12 protein-coding genes are annotated in these 17,985 nt (G+C 65.8%); 6 read left to right on the top strand and 6 right to left on the bottom strand.

Features of this window, described 5'->3' with window-relative positions:
• Positions 1-22: 22 nt before the first annotated feature.
• From RAC97_RS03800 to RAC97_RS03790, 3 genes are read right to left on the bottom strand one after another with little or no spacing between them, the layout of a single operon-like run.
• On the bottom strand, positions 23-1,069 hold the full coding sequence (locus RAC97_RS03800) for a FecCD family ABC transporter permease (protein ID WP_375097945.1): 1,047 nt from the start codon (positions 1,067-1,069) through the stop codon (positions 23-25).
• On the bottom strand, positions 1,066-2,046 hold the full coding sequence (locus tag RAC97_RS03795) for a FecCD family ABC transporter permease (RefSeq protein ID WP_375097944.1): 981 nt from the start codon (positions 2,044-2,046) through the stop codon (positions 1,066-1,068). Before RAC97_RS03795 ends, RAC97_RS03800 begins: the two co-directional genes overlap by 4 nt.
• A complete protein-coding gene (locus RAC97_RS03790) occupies positions 2,043-2,846 on the bottom strand; it encodes an ABC transporter ATP-binding protein (RefSeq protein WP_375097943.1) in 804 nt (267 codons plus the stop codon). The genes RAC97_RS03795 and RAC97_RS03790 overlap by 4 nt, the downstream gene beginning before the upstream one ends.
• Before the next feature lie 257 nt (positions 2,847-3,103).
• Between RAC97_RS03790 and RAC97_RS03785 the strand changes: the two genes are divergently transcribed.
• From RAC97_RS03785 to RAC97_RS03775, 3 genes are all read left to right on the top strand, one after another.
• Positions 3,104-5,296, top strand: coding sequence for a TonB-dependent siderophore receptor (locus RAC97_RS03785; RefSeq protein WP_375097942.1), 2,193 nt, complete (start codon positions 3,104-3,106; stop codon positions 5,294-5,296).
• Positions 5,297-5,454: 158 nt separating this feature from the next.
• On the top strand, positions 5,455-7,782 hold the full coding sequence (locus RAC97_RS03780) for a putative bifunctional diguanylate cyclase/phosphodiesterase (protein WP_375097941.1): 2,328 nt from the start codon (positions 5,455-5,457) through the stop codon (positions 7,780-7,782).
• Positions 7,783-7,876: 94 nt separating this feature from the next.
• Complete coding sequence (locus RAC97_RS03775) at positions 7,877-8,821, top strand: site-specific integrase (protein ID WP_375097940.1); 945 nt, start codon at positions 7,877-7,879, stop codon at positions 8,819-8,821.
• Between the two features lie 47 nt (positions 8,822-8,868).
• Here the strand turns inward: RAC97_RS03775 and RAC97_RS03770 are convergent, their stop codons facing one another.
• Together RAC97_RS03770 and RAC97_RS03765 are read right to left on the bottom strand one after the other, a co-directional pair.
• Positions 8,869-10,002: a glycerate kinase gene (locus RAC97_RS03770; protein WP_375097939.1), complete on the bottom strand. Its 1,134-nt coding sequence runs from the start codon at positions 10,000-10,002 to the stop codon at positions 8,869-8,871.
• A gap of 114 nt (positions 10,003-10,116) precedes the next feature.
• Positions 10,117-11,214 (bottom strand): sugar diacid recognition domain-containing protein, encoded by a 1,098-nt coding sequence (locus tag RAC97_RS03765; protein ID WP_375097938.1) that lies wholly within the window; start codon positions 11,212-11,214, stop codon positions 10,117-10,119.
• Between the two features lie 161 nt (positions 11,215-11,375).
• On the opposite strand from RAC97_RS03765, the gene RAC97_RS03760 reads away from it, so the two are divergent.
• Positions 11,376-12,704, top strand: coding sequence for an MFS transporter (locus tag RAC97_RS03760; RefSeq protein WP_375097937.1), 1,329 nt, complete (start codon positions 11,376-11,378; stop codon positions 12,702-12,704).
• A gap of 157 nt (positions 12,705-12,861) precedes the next feature.
• Positions 12,862-13,032 (top strand): hypothetical protein, encoded by a 171-nt coding sequence (locus RAC97_RS03755; protein WP_375097936.1) that lies wholly within the window; start codon positions 12,862-12,864, stop codon positions 13,030-13,032.
• A 57-nt stretch (positions 13,033-13,089) separates the two neighbouring features.
• Here RAC97_RS03755 and RAC97_RS03750 read toward each other — a convergent pair whose 3' ends face one another.
• Positions 13,090-13,338 carry a DUF6555 family protein gene (locus RAC97_RS03750; protein ID WP_375097935.1) on the bottom strand — a complete coding sequence of 83 codons (249 nt, stop codon included), beginning with the start codon at positions 13,336-13,338 and terminating at the stop codon, positions 13,090-13,092.
• A gap of 305 nt (positions 13,339-13,643) precedes the next feature.
• Here RAC97_RS03750 and RAC97_RS03745 point away from each other — a divergent pair, with 305 nt between their 5' ends.
• On the top strand, positions 13,644-17,786 hold the full coding sequence (locus tag RAC97_RS03745; RefSeq protein ID WP_375097934.1) for a CheR family methyltransferase: 4,143 nt from the start codon (positions 13,644-13,646) through the stop codon (positions 17,784-17,786).
• Positions 17,787-17,985 lie beyond the last annotated feature (199 nt).

Raw genomic sequence — 17,985 nt, 5'->3', positions numbered from 1 at the left:
GTGCCCTCCAGACAGGCATCCCTCAGCGTGATGAGCTTCGGGCCAACAGAATGATCAGATATGGCGCACCGATGATGGCCACCACCAGGCCGGCCGGGATTTGCAGCGGTGCGAACAGGCCGCGCCCCAAGGTGTCGCCAGCCAGTACCAGCAGTGCCCCGGTCAGCGCCGACAGGGGCAACAACGCCGCGTGGCGATCGCCGCACAACTGCCGCGCCAGGTGTGGCGCCAAAAGGCCGACAAAGGTCATGGTGCCCACGGTGGCCACCGCCGCCGAGGTCAGCATGACGCTGCACAGCAGCAACGCGGCCATCAGCCTGGGCACATCCAGGCCACGGCTGAGGGCGACACGCTCGCCCAGTTGCAGCAGGTTCAAGGGTCGGTGGCAGAACAGCAATGGCGCACCGGCCAGCACCAACCAGAAACCCAGGCTCGACACCTGGCTCCAACTCGCCCGGTGCAAGCTGCCGCCCAGCCACATCAGCGCCGACTCGACCTGGTCGATATTGCCGTAGGTAATGAGCAGGTCGGCGACCGCACTGAGCATTGCCGTCAGGCCTACGCCAACCAGTATCAGGCGCAGCGGCGAAATGCCCTGGCGCCATGACAGCGCCGTCACGCAGCTGGCCACCAACAGGCCGCCAGCCAGTGCTGCCAGGGGGTACAGCGCCACCGGCAGCAGGTTCGGCCAGAGCACGATGATCGACAGCATGGTCACGCTGGCGCCCGACTCGACACCGACCAGCCCTGGCGCGGCCAACGGGTTGCGGGTCAGCGACTGCAGTATCAGCCCGGCCAGCGCCATCGCCGCGCCCGCCAGGATCGCCAGGAGGATGCGCGACAGGCGCAGCTCCCAGACCACGTCGCGGATGCGTGGGTCGACAGTCGACGGGCTCAGCACCGCTTCCAGCGCTTGCGCAAGGTTCAGCGGATAGCTACCGACTGTCAGGGCGTGCAGCACCAGCCATGCGAGCAGAGCCGCCAGCAAGGCGCCAGACAGCAGGTCACGTGGGCGGCCCCAGCGGGTGGCGCGGGACAACGGCCCCGCCACGACGACAGGCCGGCTCATGCTACGCGCCTCAATACCAAAGCGATGAACACCGGGCTGCCGAGCAAGGCCGTGACGATCCCGGTATTCACCTCGTAGGGCCGCACCACTACACGCGCCAGCACATCGGCAAGAATCACCAGCAGCATGCCCAGCAGCGGCGCCACCAGCAGCAGGCGACGGTAGTCGGTACCGGCCAGCAACCGCGCCATATGTGGCACCACCAGGCCAACGAAGCCGATCGGCCCCGCCAGTGTGACCGCACAGCCCGACAGCAACACCACGGCAGCCAGGCCGCACACGCGCATGCGCAACAGGTTCACGCCCATGCCGGCGGCGGCGCGGGCGCCCAGCCGATGCGCATTCAGCGCGCCGACATTGACCAGGCATAGCAGGACACCCAGCACCAGCCATGGCCACAGCCAAGGCTGTACGCCACCGGTCAGCCCGATGGAGCCGGTCAGCCAGCGACGCAGGCTGTCGAGCCCTTGCTGGTCGAGCAACAGCAGAATCGAGGTGATCGCGCTGAACAGCGCCGCCACCATGGCGCCGGCCAGGGTCAGGCGCACCGGGTTATGGCTGCGACCGGCCAGCAGCAGTACGCCAGCTGCGGCCACCAGTGCGCCGGAGAAGGCGAACAGCGGCAAGGCGGCCATGCCGTTGCCGGGCAGTACCAGCAAGCCGACCACTACGAACAGTGCCGCACCGCTGTTGATACCGAGAATACCGGGGTCGGCCAGCGGGTTCTCGCCCACCGCCTGCATGACGGCGCCTGCCAGGCCAAGGCTTGCGCCGACCACCATGGCGATCAGCAGGCGCGGCAGGCGGGAGCCGCGAATCACACTGTGCTCCGGGTTGCCGGGCACGTAGGCGGTCAATGCCTGCCAGGCTTCGTGCACGGGAATGTCGCGCGCCCCGACCAGCAGATGGAGCATGGCCGCCGCAACGATCGCCAACGGCAGCAGCAGCCAGGCGCCCTGCCCTGCAATGCCTCTCATGAAGCGGCCTGCGCCACGGCGCGCCGTGCTTGCAAGGTCATGGGTACGCACAGGGGGTCGCCCGAATGGGGGTCGGTGATGATATGTGCATCCAGGTCGAAGGTGGCCTTGAGGTTGGCCTGGGTGAACACTGCCCTCGGCGCACCTTGGGCCAGCAGGCGCCCCTTGCCCATCATCACCAGGTGGTCGGCATAGCGCGCCGCCTGGTTGAGGTCATGCAGCACGGCGACGATGGTACGGCCTTGCTCGCGCAAGTGGCCGAGCAATTCGAGCAAGGCGACCTGGTGGGCGATGTCGAGGAAAGTGGTGGGCTCGTCGAGCAGGATGACCGGCGTGTCCTGCGCAAGGGTCATGGCGATCCAGCAGCGTTGGCGCTGGCCGCCGGACAAGGTGCTCAGTTGCCGGTCCAGGAGGGTTTCGATACCGGCCAGGGCTGCGGCGCGGTCGACAGCCTGCTGGTCGCGCTCCGACCAGGGCCGCCACCAGCCCTGCCAGGGAAAGCGCCCCTGGGCCACTAGCTCACGTACCGTCATGCCGGCGGGCGAGCCGGTGTGCTGCGGCAGCAGAGCCAGATGGCGGGCCAGTTCGCGTCGTGAAAACTGCCCCTGCGGGCGGCCGCCGAGCAGAACCTCGCCTGCATCGGGCTTCTGCATGCGTGCCAGCACGTTGAGCAAGGTGGTCTTGCCGCAGCCGTTGGCGCCGATCAGCGCGGTGAACTGCCCGCTCGGGATCTCGACGCTGACATCGTCCAGTACCTGCAAATCGCCGAAACGCAGGTGCAAACCCGTGCCGATCAGCATGCCAGGTGCCCCTTCGGCACGGGCTGACCCGATATCCCATACATCGTTGTTGCGCGCATCCTTCGGCCTCGTTACCCATTCCGGCGCTAGAGGATATGACAAGACGATCCGAATGCCGATTTTTTTATCAAAGCTAATACAAATCTTTCTCAGTTGAGATAAAGTTGGCGCCACCCGACAGCCCTGTCCCTGCCGTCGTTACGCACGGTCGTGCGTCAAGCCCCTTTGCCCAACACACTTCAAAGGACTGTTTTCAAATGCGATACACAACAAGAAAAGGTCGTGCCGTTCGAAGCGGCGCCAGCGTGCCGCGCTTTGCGCTCAGTACGCTGGCGATTTCCCTGGGAAGCATCCTGTGCACGCAAGCCTGGGCACAGGAAAGCACCAACGACCCCGCCAACGCAGTACAGCTGGATGCAACCAACATCACCGCCCAGGAGCAGGCAGGTGACCGTGTCGAAGGCTACGTCGCCCTGGAGAATGCCAGTGCCACCAAGACCCGTACGCCAATCACCGAAACGCCGCAGTCGATTTCCGTGGTAACCAGCGATGAGATGCGCGCCCGCCAGGTCGACACCGTCGCCGACGCATTGCGCTACACCCCTGGCGTTACCAGCCAGCCCAGTTCGTTCAACCGCACCGCCGACCGCTTCCGCATCCGCGGCTTCGATGTCGAGTCGGCAACCGGCGGCATGCTGCGCGACGGCATGCGCCTGCAACTGAACTCCTACGACGGTGTGCAGGAACCCTACGGTCTCGAGCGCGTGGAAGTGGTGCGCGGCGCAGCGTCGGTGCTGTACGGCCAGCTCACCCCCGGGGGCCTGATCAACGGCGTGAGCAAGCGCCCCACGGAAACCCCGCTGCACGAGCTGAACCTGGAAGTCGGCAACCACGACCGCCAGCAACTGAGCGGCGATTTCGGTGGCCGCCTGGGCGACAGCGAGACCCTCAGCTACCGCCTGACCATGCTGACCCGCGACAGCGATACCCAGCAGAAGCACATCAACGATGACCGCACTTATATTGCCCCGGCGATCACCTGGCGCCCCAATGAGGACACCTCGCTGACCCTGCTGTCGTTCTACCAGAAGAGCGATACGCGCTTCTCGGCACCGCTGCCCTACCAAATGACCAAGGGCATCGGTAACGGCCCGGTGCGCCTCGGCCGTCACGATTTCTTCGGCGAACCCAACTACGACGACATGAACGGCGAGATGTGGGCCGCCGGTTATGAGTTCGAACACCGCTTCGACGAACACACGCGCCTGATTCACAAGGCGCGGTACTACGAGTCGGACGTGAAGTGGAACTACCTGATGATCACCGGGGTGAACGGCGCCGGCCTGCTCACGCGCCAGTACAGCGACCGCCGCGAGCGCGCACGCAACGTCACCAGCGACACGGCCATCGAGTCGAACTGGCAGTTGGCCGGGATGGAGCACACCTTCCTGGTGGGCTTCGACGGCTACGACACCTCCTACGACTCGCACAACTTCCGTGGGGCCGCGCCAACGCTGAACCCGAACACCCTCAACTACGGCCAGCCGGTAGTCGTCGACAAGCGCCTGAGCCGCGACCGGGGTTCACAGGTAGACACCTTGCAAAAAGGCGTCTACCTGCAAGACCAGATCAAGTTCGACGAGCACTGGATCATGGTATTGGGCGGTCGCCACGACTGGGCAGACCAGGACATCGAAGGCTTCGCCACCGGCGCAAGCCGCTCGCAGGCCAACGAAGCCACCACCTACCGCGCGGGCCTCGTGTACAAGGCCGACAACGGTCTGGCGCCCTACATCAGCTACAGCGAATCGTTCTTCCCGATCGCCATTGCCGAGGTCGCAACGGCCGGGCCGCAGACCTTCGAACCGACCGAAGGCAAGCAATACGAGATCGGTATCCGCTACCAACCGCCCGGCAGCAACACCCTGCTCAGCGCAGCGCTTTACGAGCTGACCCAGGAAAACGCCCTGCGCCAGGATGGCCTGGGCAATTACACCCAGATCGGTGAGCAGCGCTCGCGCGGGCTGGAGCTCGAAGCCAAGACCGAGGTCACCCCGCAACTCAACGTGATCGCCTCCTACGCCTACACGGACGCGCGCATCACCAAGAGCATCACCGCTTCGGAAAAAGACCAGCGCATCGCCGACACACCGTATCACCAGGCGGCACTCTGGGCGGACTACAACCTCGCCCTGTTCGGCCTGCCGAAGCTGACCATCGGCGGCGGCGCTCGCTACAAAGGCGCTACCCAGGCCCCGGGCATCCCCGAGGATATCGACGGCTATACCTTGTTCGACGCCATGGCGACCTACCATATCGACGACAACTGGACCGTGGCGGTCAACGCCAACAACCTGACCAACAAGCATTACGTCTACTGTGAAACCACGACCTCCTGCCGTTATGGCGACGAGCGCGAACTGGTCACCTCCGTAAGCTTCAGGTGGTAAGCGCTGCCGCCCTCCCGCTCTGCACCAAAGGCTCATGACGGGCCTTTGGTGTATTCAGCACCTGGCCCGCAGCAGATAAGGCGATTTGCCACTAGTCATTCCCTTGTCACATTCCTGTCTTAATTTTCTTGCTACCACCCCGGCAGGAAGCACCCCTCGTGAACCGCCGTTCTCCCTCCGCCGCAGGGCTGCTGCCCCTGCTACTGCTGCTGTTGTGCGCCATCACCCTGGCCTTCCTGTGGGGGTTGCACATCACCCAGAAATCCGCCGCGCGCCACGACGCATTGGCTGCCAAGGCAGCCGAGCATCTGAACCTGGCCAGTATGGTCGGGGAAAGCCTGCGCCAGCTGGTGGACCGCGCCCAGGCGGTGGGCCGAGTGACCCAGGACGATATGAAAAGCCTGCGCCAGGACAACCTCAGCCTGGCCCGGCTGCTGGCCGAAGACCCGGTGTTCAAGCGCATGAGCCTGTATGGCCGCAGCGGCCGGTTGTTGTCCGCCAGCCATATCGACGAGCCGCCGCAACTGCCGCAAGAGTGGGTCGAACAGTTGCAACAACATGTAGCCGAGCATGGTTTCAAACCGTTCCTGCCGCGCATCGGCGTGCCCCCAGGCCCATCGAGCCGGCCGAACTGGCGCCTGCCGTTCATGCTGCCGTTGACCGACGTCAACGGCCGCGAAATCGACAATATCCTGGTGGTGCAACTGGATATCGGCTACCTCGCGGTGCTGTTCCAGCACATCGACCTGGGCCGCAGCGGCCTGATGCGCCTGTTGCAGGACGACGGCCAGGAGCGCCTGCGCATCGACAGCAGCGGCGTGGTGGCCGCCGGCGTGTCGCTGACCCCGTCGCTGCCTGAGGGTGAAAGCGATGCCGGGCAGTTCACCCAGTACGCCTACGATGGCGACTACCAGAGCCTGTACCGCCGGGTCGAGGACCGTGGCTTCAGCGTGGTGGTCAGCCAGCGCCACGACGAAATCCTGGCCGCCACCACGCTGGCCTATGCCCGGCAGTTCTGGCTGAACCTGTGCATGACGGCGCTGATGCTGACGGGCCTGGCCGGTAGCTTGGGCCTGTTGCGCAAACGCCAGGAGGCCTTCAGCGCCCTGGAACATGCCCAGCAGGTCAACCAGCAATTGATCGACCGCCTCGAGGATGAACACCGACGTAGCAGCCATGCCGCCGCCACCGACCACCTCAGTGGTTTGCACAACCGGCGCCAGTTCGTCGAGGTCGCGGCCCAGGTGCTGGCCCAGCAACGCGGGCGCAGGCGCCTGACGGCGATCCTGTTCATCGACATGGACCGCTTCAAGTCGATCAACGATTCCCTCGGCCACAAGATCGGCGACCTGTTGCTACAGGCCGTGGCCGGGCGCATTCAGCGCCTGCTGGAGCCGGGCGACGAGGCCTCGCGCTTCGGTGGCGACGAGTTCGTGGTGCTGCTGGCCGGCGAGCGCAGCGAAGAACACATCAATGCCTGGGTACGTGCATTGGTCGAGAAACTCTCGGCCACTTACGCGCTGGATGGCCAGGAGGTCAACACCAGCCCCAGCGTCGGCGTGAGCATCGCCCCGCGCGACGGCCAGGACATCGACAGCCTGATCCGCTGCGCGGACGCGGCGATGTACTCGGCCAAGCAGGCCGGGCGGGCGCAGTACCGCTTCTTCGACCCCTCGCTGAACCTGTCGGACATCCAGGCCTTTACCCTCGAGCAGGCCTTCGGCAATGCCTTGGTCGAGCGCCAGTTCGTCCTCCACTTCCAGCCGCAGATTCGCCTGGACACCTTGCAGGTTCTGGGTTACGAGGCCCTGGTACGCTGGAGCCACCCCGAGTTCGGCCTGCTCTACCCCGACCGGTTCATCGGCCTGGCCGAGCGCAGCGGCTTTATCGTCGACCTGGGCTGGGAGGTGCTGCGCCTGGCCTGCGAAGAACTGGCGCACTGGGCCCATTTGGCGCCGGATACCTGCCTGGCAGTGAACGTCTCGGCGCTGCAACTGCGTCAGGCCGATTTCAGCGAACGCCTGCTCGACAGCCTCGAGCAACACGGCATCGCCCCCCAGCGCCTGGAATTGGAAATCACCGAGACCACGGTGCTCGACCCCGAGGGCACTGCCCTCGATCACCTGCACCGCCTGCGCGCAGCGGGCATGGGCGTGAGCCTGGACGACTTTGGGCGCGGCTATGCGGGCTTCGCCCACTTGCAGGCGTTGCCGCTGTCGAAACTGAAGATCGACCGCGCGCTGATCGCCCCGCTGTGCAACAGCCATGACGACAGCCCGATCGTCTCCTCGACCATCATTCTGGCCAAGCGCCTGGGCCTGGCGGTTGTCGCCGAAGGTGTCGAGACCCGCGAACAGGTGGTGTGCCTGAAGCTTGCTGGCTGCGATATCGCCCAGGGCTACCACTTCAGCCGGCCGCTGTCGGCCGAGCAATTGCGCCAGTACCCGCCCTTCATTGCCACCCGGGAGCAATCATGCGCCTGTTGAAAGCCCTGGCAGGCGGACCCTCGGATGCTGCCGGACAGCCCTGAGCGCCCAATAGCCGCAAGACAGCCGCGCTGCGCTGGTTTATCGTGTCGCGATGACCGATATCGAGCGCTATGTCCGCGCCGCCACCCGTGACAACACCCGCCGCAGCTACCAGTCGGCCGTCGAGCATTTCGAGGCGCACTGGGGCGGTTTCCTGCCCGCCACCGCCGACAGCATTGCCCGCTACCTGGCCGAGCACGCCCAGAGCCACGCCGTCAGTACCCTGCGCCAGCGCCTGGCAGCCTTGAGCCAGTGGCACGTGACCCAAGGCTTTCCCGACCCGACCAAGGCGCCTTTGGTGCGCCAGGTGCTGCGCGGTATTCGCACGCTGCACCCAGCGCCACCTCGCCAGGCAGCGCCCTTGTTGCTGGAACACTTGCAGACAACGGTGCGCTGCTTCGAGCAGGAAGCGCTCGCAGCCCGCGAGCGCCACGACCTGCCTGCACTGATGCGGGCCAGGCGTGACACCGCACTGTTGCTGCTGGGCTTCTGGCGCGGTTTTCGCGGCGATGAGCTGGCGCGCTTGCGGGTGGAGCATATCCAAGCCGAGGCCGGAGTCGGGATCACCTTGTTCCTGCCCCACAGCAAGGGCGACCGCCAGGCCCTGGGCGTGCAGCACCGCACCCCGGCGCTCAAGGCGTTGTGCCCGGTGACGGCATACCTGCAATGGATCGAAGTGGCCGGCATCGCCCAGGGCCCGGTGTTCCGCAAGCTGGACCGCTGGGGCAACCTGGGCGACGAGGCGTTGCACAGCAACAGCCTGGTCGGCCTGTTGCGGCGCATGCTCGAACGGGCCGGGGTGCCGGCGTCGTTGTATACCGGGCATTCCCTGCGGCGTGGCTTTGCGACCTGGGCGTCGGCCAATGGCTGGGAACTGAAGGCATTGATGAGCTATGTGGGCTGGAAGGATGCCAAGTCAGCGCTGCGTTACATCGAGGCAGCGCAGGGGTTTGGAGAGCTGGCGGTTACCGGGCCGGTGTTGCGCATCGGCGAGTGACGGTGTGGATGGCACCGGCTTGGCCGGTGTTCGCGGGCCGGCCCTGGCTAGCGCGCCAGCTGCCACAAACGGGCAATGTCCCGCGCGCGCGCCGTCAGCAGTTGCCCGGCCTCGGCGCAGGCCCGCTCGAGGGTCATCGGCCCGCTGGCCAGGGCGAAGGCCGCATCGATGCCATGCCCATACAGCTGCTCGTAGCCTTCGCCCAAGGTGCCGGCCAGTACCAGCACCGGTACGCCGTGGCGCTTGGCGACCCGCGCCACGCCCAGCGGCGTCTTGCCACGCAGGGTCTGGGCATCGAAACGCCCTTCCCCGGTAATCACCAGGTCCGCGCCTTGCACCAGCGCATCCAGCCCGGCAAGCTCCGCCACCACCTCAACCCCCGGCCGGAAGCGCGCGCCCATGAACGCCTTGGCCGCAAAGCCCATGCCGCCGGCAGCGCCACAACCTGGGAAGTCGCGCACGTCCTCGCCCAGCAGTTGCGCGCAATGGTCGGCGAAATGCCCCAGGGCAGCATCCAACGCCTGGACCTGCTCGGGGCTCGCGCCCTTCTGTGGCCCGAAGATCGCCGAGGCGCCGTTGTCGCCGCACAGCGGGTTGTCGACGTCGGCCGCGACTTCCACCTGGACTTCGGCCAAGCGCGGATCGAGGGCGCTGGCGTCGACTCGCGCCAGTTGCGCAAGGGCCAGGCCACCCTCGGGCAACGCTTGCCCGTCACCCTCGAGCAGGCGCAGGCCCAGCGCCCGCAGCATGCCGCTGCCGCCATCGTTGGTGGCACTGCCGCCAATCGCCAGCACGATGCGCGAAGCACCGGCATCCAAGGCCGCCGCGATCAGCTCGCCGGTGCCCCAGGTGCTGCTGCGGCAGGCATCGCGTTCATTGCTGGCGAGCAGTTGCAGGCCACTGGCCTGGGCCATCTCGATGATCGCCGTGCGGCTGTCGGCCAACCAGCCCCAGCCGGCTTCGACCTCGCGCCCCAGCGGCCCGCGCACCCGCTGGCGGCGCAGCTCGCCGTGGCTGGCCGCGAGGATCGCCTCCATGGTGCCCTCGCCGCCGTCGGCCATCGGGCATTCGATACGCTCGGCCTCAGGCCACACCTGGGCAAGGCCCGCCGCGATAGCGCGGGCGACCGCGGCGGCGTCGAGGCTGTCCTTGAACGAATCGGGGGCGATGACGACTTTCATGGGAATCTCCTGTGCAGATGAGCTGCATGCTGACAGCTGCGGGCCACAGCGGCCTCGGTCACTTGCACAAAACCGGCGGGGTGCCGGTTGGGCAAATGCCGCGCCGGGTGCGAATCAATCGACCGGTAGCAGTTGCAGGCCCAGGTACAGGCTGAGCATGCCCTCCAGGCGCAGCGGGTCCACCTCGCTGAGCTCGGCGATGCGCTCGAGCCGATAGCGCAGGCTGTTGCGGTGGATACCCAGGGCATCGGCGCAGGCCTGGCTCTGGCCGTCATGGGCGCACCAGGCGCGCAGGGTGGCAAGCAGCTGGCCGCTGGCATCCTTGGCACGGATACGCTGCAAAGGCTCCAGCAACTCATCGAGGGCATCGTCGTTGCGGTGACGCCACAGCAAAGCAGGCAGCCGGTAGCGCGACAGGCTCAACAGCCGCTCGCCCGGCACCACTTCGCGACCATACGCCAGCAAGTCGCGCACCCGCCGATAGCTGCGACGCAGTTGCTCAAGGCCCGGTGCCGCGCTGCCCAGGGCCAGGCGCTGGACCTGCCAGCCATGACGCTGCAGGCGTTCGAGCAGGCGGGTTTCGTCCAGCGCCACGGTGGCGGGCCGGCACCACAGCAGCGATTGCCGGGCGGGGCTGACGCACCAGCTGTCCGGGTAGCGGCTCATCAGCCAGGCCGACAGCGCTTCGGCGGGCGGTCCTGCATCCAGCTCGAACAGGCATGGCACCCGCGAAAGCTGGGGCTTGAGGCCCAGTTGCCGGGCCTCGTCCAGCAGCCGTGGCGAGTCGCCGGTGCCGCCCAGCAGCAGCGCCAGCAGGTCGTCACAGCGCTGGCGTCGCCATTGCTGTTCCACCTGCTGGTGACGCTGGGCCAGGAGCATTTCAGCGGTCATGCGCACCAGCTCGCCATAGGTGCGCAGCTGCTGCGGGTCGCCGGTCAGGCCCAGCACGCCGATCAGCCGACCATCGAGCATCAGCGGCAGGTTCACCCCAGGCTGCACGCCCTTCAGACACTTGGCCGCCTCGCCGTCGAGCTCGACGATGCGCCCATTGGCCAATACCAGTTGCGCGCCTTCATGGCGTGTGTTGATGCGTTCCGGCTCGCCGCTGCCCAGGATCAATCCCTGGCTGTCCATCACGTTGACGTTGCACGGCAAGATGGCCATGGCCCTGTCGACGATATCCTGCGCCAGGTCGTGGTCCAGTTCGAACATTGCGGCATCCTTAGGGTCGTAGGCGTTTGTACGGCGGCACAGCCGGGTGCGCCAGGGGCTGTGCAAAAGCACAAAGACAGCTGCGCCGCGCTCGCCGAGACTCGTCAGGCGAGCGCCGGAACAGGCGCGGCGGAACAACCATAACAACAGAGAATTTCATCATGGCACACAGCCCTGCCCCTGACCAAGGCGACGCAAGCACCCGCAATGCGCTGTACCGGCGCATCACCCTGCGGCTGATTCCGTTCATCTTCATCTGCTATTTGTTCAACTACCTGGACCGCGTCAACGTCGGTTTCGCCAAGTTGCAGATGCTCGACGCACTGAAATTCAGCGAAACCGTTTACGGCCTCGGCGCCGGTATCTTCTTCATAGGCTACGTAGTGTGCGGCCTGCCCAGCAACCTGGCACTCAATCGCTTCGGCCCGCGGCGCTGGATCGCGGTAATGATGATTGCCTGGGGCAGCCTGTCGACCTGTCTGCTGTTCGTCACCACGCCCATGGAGTTCTACGTGTTGCGCCTGCTCACCGGCGCGGCTGAGGCTGGCTTTTTCCCGGGCGTGGTGCTGTACCTTTCGCGTTGGTTCCCAACTGACCGCCGGGGCCGGATCATGGCGCTGTTCATGTCGGCGATCCCGGTGTCGGGGCTGCTGGGCGGCCCGTTCTCCGGCTGGATCCTCGACCACTTCGCCGCCGGCCAGCATGGCTTGGCGGGCTGGCAGTGGATGTTCCTGATCCAGGGCTTGCCCACCGTGGTGCTGGGCTTCATGGCCGTGGCCCTGCTCAGCGACGGCTACAAGACAGCCCAATGGTTGTCGCCGAGCGAACGCCAGATCATCGAAGCGGACCTTGCCGCCGACGCCGCGCGCAAGCCAGCCACCACCGGCGACAGTGTGCTGGCGGTGCTGACCAATCCGCTGGTGTGGACGTTCGGGTTCGTCTACTTCTGCATCCAGAGCGGCGTCTATGCGATCAACTTCTGGCTGCCGTCGATCATCAAGAACCTGGGCTTCGACAGCCCCCTGCTGATCGGTTGGCTGAGCGCGATTCCGTACCTGCTGGCCGGCGTGTTCATGATCGTCGTGGGGCGTTCTGCGGACCTGCGCAACGAGCGGCGCTGGCACCTTGTCGTGCCGATGCTGATGGGTGCCGTCGGCCTGCTGATCGCCGCGAACTTCGCCAGCAACCCGGTCATCGCCATGCTCGGCCTGTCGGTGGCGACCATGGGTGCGCTTACCGGCCTGCCTATGTTCTGGCCGATGCCGACTGCCCTGCTCAGTGCTGGCGCGGCAGTGGCGGGCCTGGCACTGATCAACTCGGTGGGCCAGATGGCGGGCTTCCTGAGCCCCTACCTGGTCGGGTTCATCAAGGACCAGACCGGCTCCACCGATGCGGCGCTGTATTCGCTGGCTGCGGTGATCGTGCTGGGTAGCCTGGTGGCGTTGCGGGCGACCCGTGCCGGGGCATTGAGCGCAGCCGCCGCACGTTGAAAGCATGCGCCCGGATACCGTTGGTCGGTAGCCGGGCGCATTGCATGAAGCCATTCGTGGCGCTGGGGTTCTGAGCCTATGAGGGGTGGTCGTTATCGCCCCTTACTCCTGTGTTGGCCCGCCTCAGGCGGGCCTTTTTACCTGCGAGGGCGCGCTGATGAACGACAGTCTGCGAATGGGCGGTGGCGATGCCCAGACCGAATGGCCGGACCTTGAACCGGACCCACGTCACGACCGGGTCGACGACCCGGATGCCGACCCCAACCTCACCGATGACGACGAACAACGCCCCGGCGTGCCGGCCAGCGACCCTGAGTCAGGTGCTTGAACGAAGTTTTCAATCGAGTTTCCAATTCAGGCGCGGGGCAGCACGCCCCGCCTTGGCCTATCTCCCAGCGCCTGCACGCTCTCCCGAAACCCGCCATTGCACCTCGGTGATGCCATAGCGCTCGGCCATCGGGCGACTGATCTTCCTGATTTTCTCGCGGCCGAACTTGGGAATGATCCCCACGCCGGCATCGCAACTGGCCCAATGCCAGGCCTGAGCACTGTCCAAGGCTTCCAGGCGAATGATGAAACTGCGTGGCTCGTCGTGCAGCCGGTAATCGATGATATAGAGCTGTGGAGCTGGCATCTCGGGGCCTCCTCTTCTCCGTGGATGACAAAGGGGTGGATCGGAGCGCCGCGAGAAAATTCAAAAGTTTGTGGAACTTTTCACCTGAGTGGCTGATGGCAACTTGCCAAGCCTTCGAAACAGTCGGCGAGGTTCGGACTTTTACCGCGACCCAGCGGTCATACCTGCAGGCAGCCCGAGCCTGGGCCAGCGACGTTTCACCCTGTTGGCTCGCCCTTCAGCCCAAGCCCTGCCTATAATCGCCCATCACACGCCCCCGAAGCCTCGAAGGGCCGTACCACAAGGTCTGCAGAAGGCTCTGCTCGATGAAACCGTCAAATGGAAATGCCCCGGCGTCCCCCATCAACCCGGCGCTGGCCGTCAGCCACCTGGACTTCCCGGTGGTCGGCATCGGCGCATCGGCCGGGGGCATCGAGGCCATCCGTACCTTCTTTTCGCAAATGCCCGCCGACAGCGGCATGGCCTTCGTGGTGGTACTGCACCTGTCGCCCGATCACCAGAGCGTGCTCGACCAGATCATCCAGAGCGTCACCCGCATGCCGGTGCTGCAGGTCACCCAGCCGGTGCCGATCGAGCGCAACCACGTCTACGTGATTTCCCCGGCCAACCAGCTCTCCACCAACGATGGCTACCTGCGCGTCACCCCGGCCCATCGTCGGCGTGGCGACCACGTGGCCATCGACCTGTTCTTCCGCGACCTGGCCGATGTGCACAAGGACCACGCCTTCTGCGTGGTGCTGTCCGGCACCGGCGCAGACGGCGCGGTGGGGTTGTCGCGCATCAAGGAACAAGGTGGCGTGACGCTGGTGCAGGCACCGGGTGACGCCTTGTACGACAGCATGCCCCGGGCCGCCATCGCAACGGGGCTGGCGGACTTCATCCTGCCGGCCGCAGAAATGGCGCAGAAGCTCATCGAGCTGTGGCTGAACGCCCGCCAGGTCCGCCTCCCCGAAGTCGACGAAGCGCACATGCCGCCGCCCCTGGGTACACGCGACGACGCCGTGCAGCACGGCGAGGCGCTGCTGGAAGAGATCCTGCTGCTGTTGCGCACTAACACCGGCCATGATTTCCAGCACTACAAACGCGCCACTGTGCTGCGCCGTATCGAGCGGCGCATGCACGTCACCGGCCAGGCTGACCTGCCCGGCTACTACCGCTACCTGGAACAACACTCCGACGAGTCGACCCAATTGCTGGCCGACATGCTGATCGGGGTGACCAACTTCTTCCGCGACCGCGAAGCGTTCGAAGCGCTGGAGCGCAATGTGCTGCCGGAACTGGTCAGCCCAAGCGCAAGTGACGAGGGACCAAGCGAAATTCGCGTCTGGTCGGCCGGCTGCTCCACGGGCGAGGAGGCCTACAGCCTGGCCATGCTGGTCAGCGAGCAGATGACCCTGGAGCGCAGCGGGGCCAAGCTGCAAGTGTTCGCCACCGACCTGGACGAACGCGCCATCGTCCACGCCCGCAGTGGCTGCTACCCCGAGGCCATCGTCACCGACGTTCCCCCAGCCCGCCTGCGCCAGTTCTTCGTCAAGGAAGACGAGCGCTACCGGGTACGCAAGGAGGTACGCGAACGGGTGCTGTTCGCCCGTCACAACCTGCTGTCCGACCCGCCGTTCTCGCAGATCGACCTGGTGGTGTGCCGCAACCTGCTGATCTATCTCGACCGCGAGGTGCAGCAGGACATCCTGCGCATGTTCCACTTCGCCCTGCGCCCAGGCGGCTACCTGTTCCTCGGCTCATCCGAGTCGGCGGACCTGAGCGAGGAGCTGTTCGCCCCGGTGGACAAGCGCAACCGCATCTTCCGCGCCCGCGACACGGTCAGCGGGCAGCGCCGCTCCGGACGCCAGCTGACCGGCGCGGACCTGCCTACTGCCGTCGCCGACACCACCGCCAAGGCCCGCCCCAGCCGCAAGCTGTCCTACGCCGAAGTGCACCACAGGGCCCTTGCACGGCATACCCCGCCCAGCCTGATCCTCGACGGCGAGGGCAATATCCTGCACATGAGCGACGGTGCCGGGCGCTTTCTGCAAATGGCCGGCGGCGAGCCGAGCCGCAACCTGCTCAACCTTGTGTTGCCAAGCCTGCGATTGGCCCTGCGCAGCACCTTGTTCCAGGCGCGCCAGGGTTCCCAATCGGTCACCTCGCGGCCAGTAGACCTGGAGGAAGGCAATGCCCGCGCGCAGGTAGAAATCGTCGTCCACCCGCACAAGGACGAGCCCAGCGGCAACGAATGCCTGCTGGTGGTGTTCGAGGAACGCGCGCCCGACCCTTCGCTCCCCCTGGCCGGCAGCATCCGCCAGACCGACAGCATGGTACTGGCCAACCTCGAGCGCGAGCTGCAACGCACCCGCGTGCAATTGCAGGAAACCATCGAGCAATCGGAAATCTCCAGCGAGGAACTGACCGCCTCCAACGAAGAGATGCAGGCAATCAACGAGGAACTGCGCTCGGCCAGCGAAGAGCTGGAAACCAGCAAGGAAGAATTGCAGTCGATCAACGAAGAGCTGCTCACCGTCAACTACGAGCTCAAGAACAAGGTCGAGGAAACCGACAAGGTCAACGACTACCTGAGCAACCTGATCGCCTCCACGGCCATCGCCACGGTATTCGTTGATCGCAACCTGCACATCCGCTGGTTCACCCCGCGGGCCACCGACATCTTCAACATGCTGCCGGTGGACACCGGTCGCTCGCTGCTCGACATCACCCACCGCCTGGACTACCCGGAACTGGCCGACGACGCCCGCGCCGTGGCCCAGGGCGAGACCACCATCGAGCGAGAGATTGCCACCCACGACCTGCGCTGGTACCTGGCCCGCCTGCTGCCCTACCGCTCCAGCGAGCAGAAAATCGACGGCACGGTGCTGACCTTCGTCGATATCAGCAAAAGCCGCGCGACCGAGGAACGCCTGCGCCTGGGCGAGGAACGCATGCGTCTGGTGGCTGAAAGCACCCATGACTTCGCGATCATCCTGCTCGACGAACACGGCCATATCACCGACTGGAACACCGGTGCCGCGCTGATCTTCGGCTACACCAAGCAGGAGGTGCTCGGCCAGCACTACCAACTGATCTTCACCGAAGAAGACCGCGAGCAGGCCATCCCCGAGCGCGAGCTGCGCAGCGCCCGGGTCAATGGCCGCGAGCAGGACGAACGCTGGCACCTGCGCAAGGATGGCAGCCGCTTCTATTGCAGCGGCGAGGTGTCGCTGCTCAAGGACAGTAGCCAGCGTGGCTATGTGAAGATCGCCCGCGACCTCACCGGCCACAAGCGCCTGCACGACGAGCAGAGCAAGCGCCTGGCCGAGTCGCAGAGCAGCAGCCACATGAAGGACGAGTTCTTCGCCATCATGTCCCACGAGCTCAAGCACCCACTGAACCTGATCCAGCTCAATGCCGAGATTCTCCGCCGTCTGCCGCTGGTCAAGAGCCTCGGCGCAGCCAGCAAGGCGGTCGGTACCATCTGCGAAGCAGTGTCCAGCCAGGCGCGGATCATCGACGACCTGCTCGATGTGGCGCGCATTCGCACCGGCAAGCTCAAGCTCAAGACCGAACCGGTGGACCTCGCCGCAGTGCTGGCGGGCATCCATGCCGTGGTACTCAGCGAGCAACACCCCTGCGACGTGCTGCTGAGCGTGCCCCAGGACGACAGGCCGCTGTTCATCGATGGCGACGTCACGCGCCTGGAGCAGATCATCTGGAACCTGCTGAACAACGCCTTGAAGTTCAGCCCTGTCGGCAGCGAGATCCGCATCCGCCTTGGCCGCCAGGATGCCTATGCGCAACTGGAGGTGATCGATCGCGGGGTGGGGCTGAGCCAGGAGAACCTGGAGAAGATTTTCGATTTGTTCAACCAGGCCGCGCCGCAAGCCTCCTCCCACAGCCGCGAGGGCCTGGGTATCGGGCTTTCCCTGGTGCGTCAGTTGGTCGAAGCCCACGGTGGTACGGTCAAGGCGCGTTCGCCGGGGCTGGGCCTGGGCTGCACCTTCACGGTCATGCTGCCCCTTTCGGACAATCCCGTCGCGGCAATCGGCGATGCGGCCGAGCAGCAGGCGGAGGGACGCCTGAGCGGCACCCGGGTATTGCTGGTGGACGACTCGGTCGAGGTGCTGGAAGTGATGCAACAGCTGCTGGAAATGGAAAATGCCCAGGTGCAGGCCTACAGCGACCCGCAACAGGCGCTGACAGCGGCCGCCGACGAGCAGTACGACGTGATCATCTCGGACATCGGCATGCCGGTCATGGACGGCCATGCGTTGATCAAGGCCCTGCGCGCGCTCGAGCACCTGCGCCATACCCCCGCCATCGCCCTTACCGGCTATGGCGCCAGTGCCGACCAGCACAAGTCTCGGCAGTCGGGCTTCGACCGGCATTTGAACAAGCCGGTGGGCTACGACGACCTGGTAGACGCCATCGAGACCTTGAGCGGTTCCCTGCCCTACTGAAAACCAGGCAGCCCCTGCGACCCCGTAGGGGCGGGCTTGTCGGGGCGCCGGATCGCCGCGAACGGTGGCGCAGGCGCTGCCGTCACGGCGGTGCAGGGTTCGCCGGGCAAGCCCGTTCCCACAGGGGCCGCGCCGTGCTGATGACTGGCACCCACTCGTCAACCCCAACTGAACCCTCGCCCACCTTCTCCGGTCGCAC

This window comes from Pseudomonas sp. LS_2, from assembly GCF_042709235.1.
Classification (GTDB): domain Bacteria; phylum Pseudomonadota; class Gammaproteobacteria; order Pseudomonadales; family Pseudomonadaceae; genus Aquipseudomonas.
Note: the sequence above shows the minus strand (reverse complement) of the source record. Positions and strands in the feature narration are given on the sequence as shown.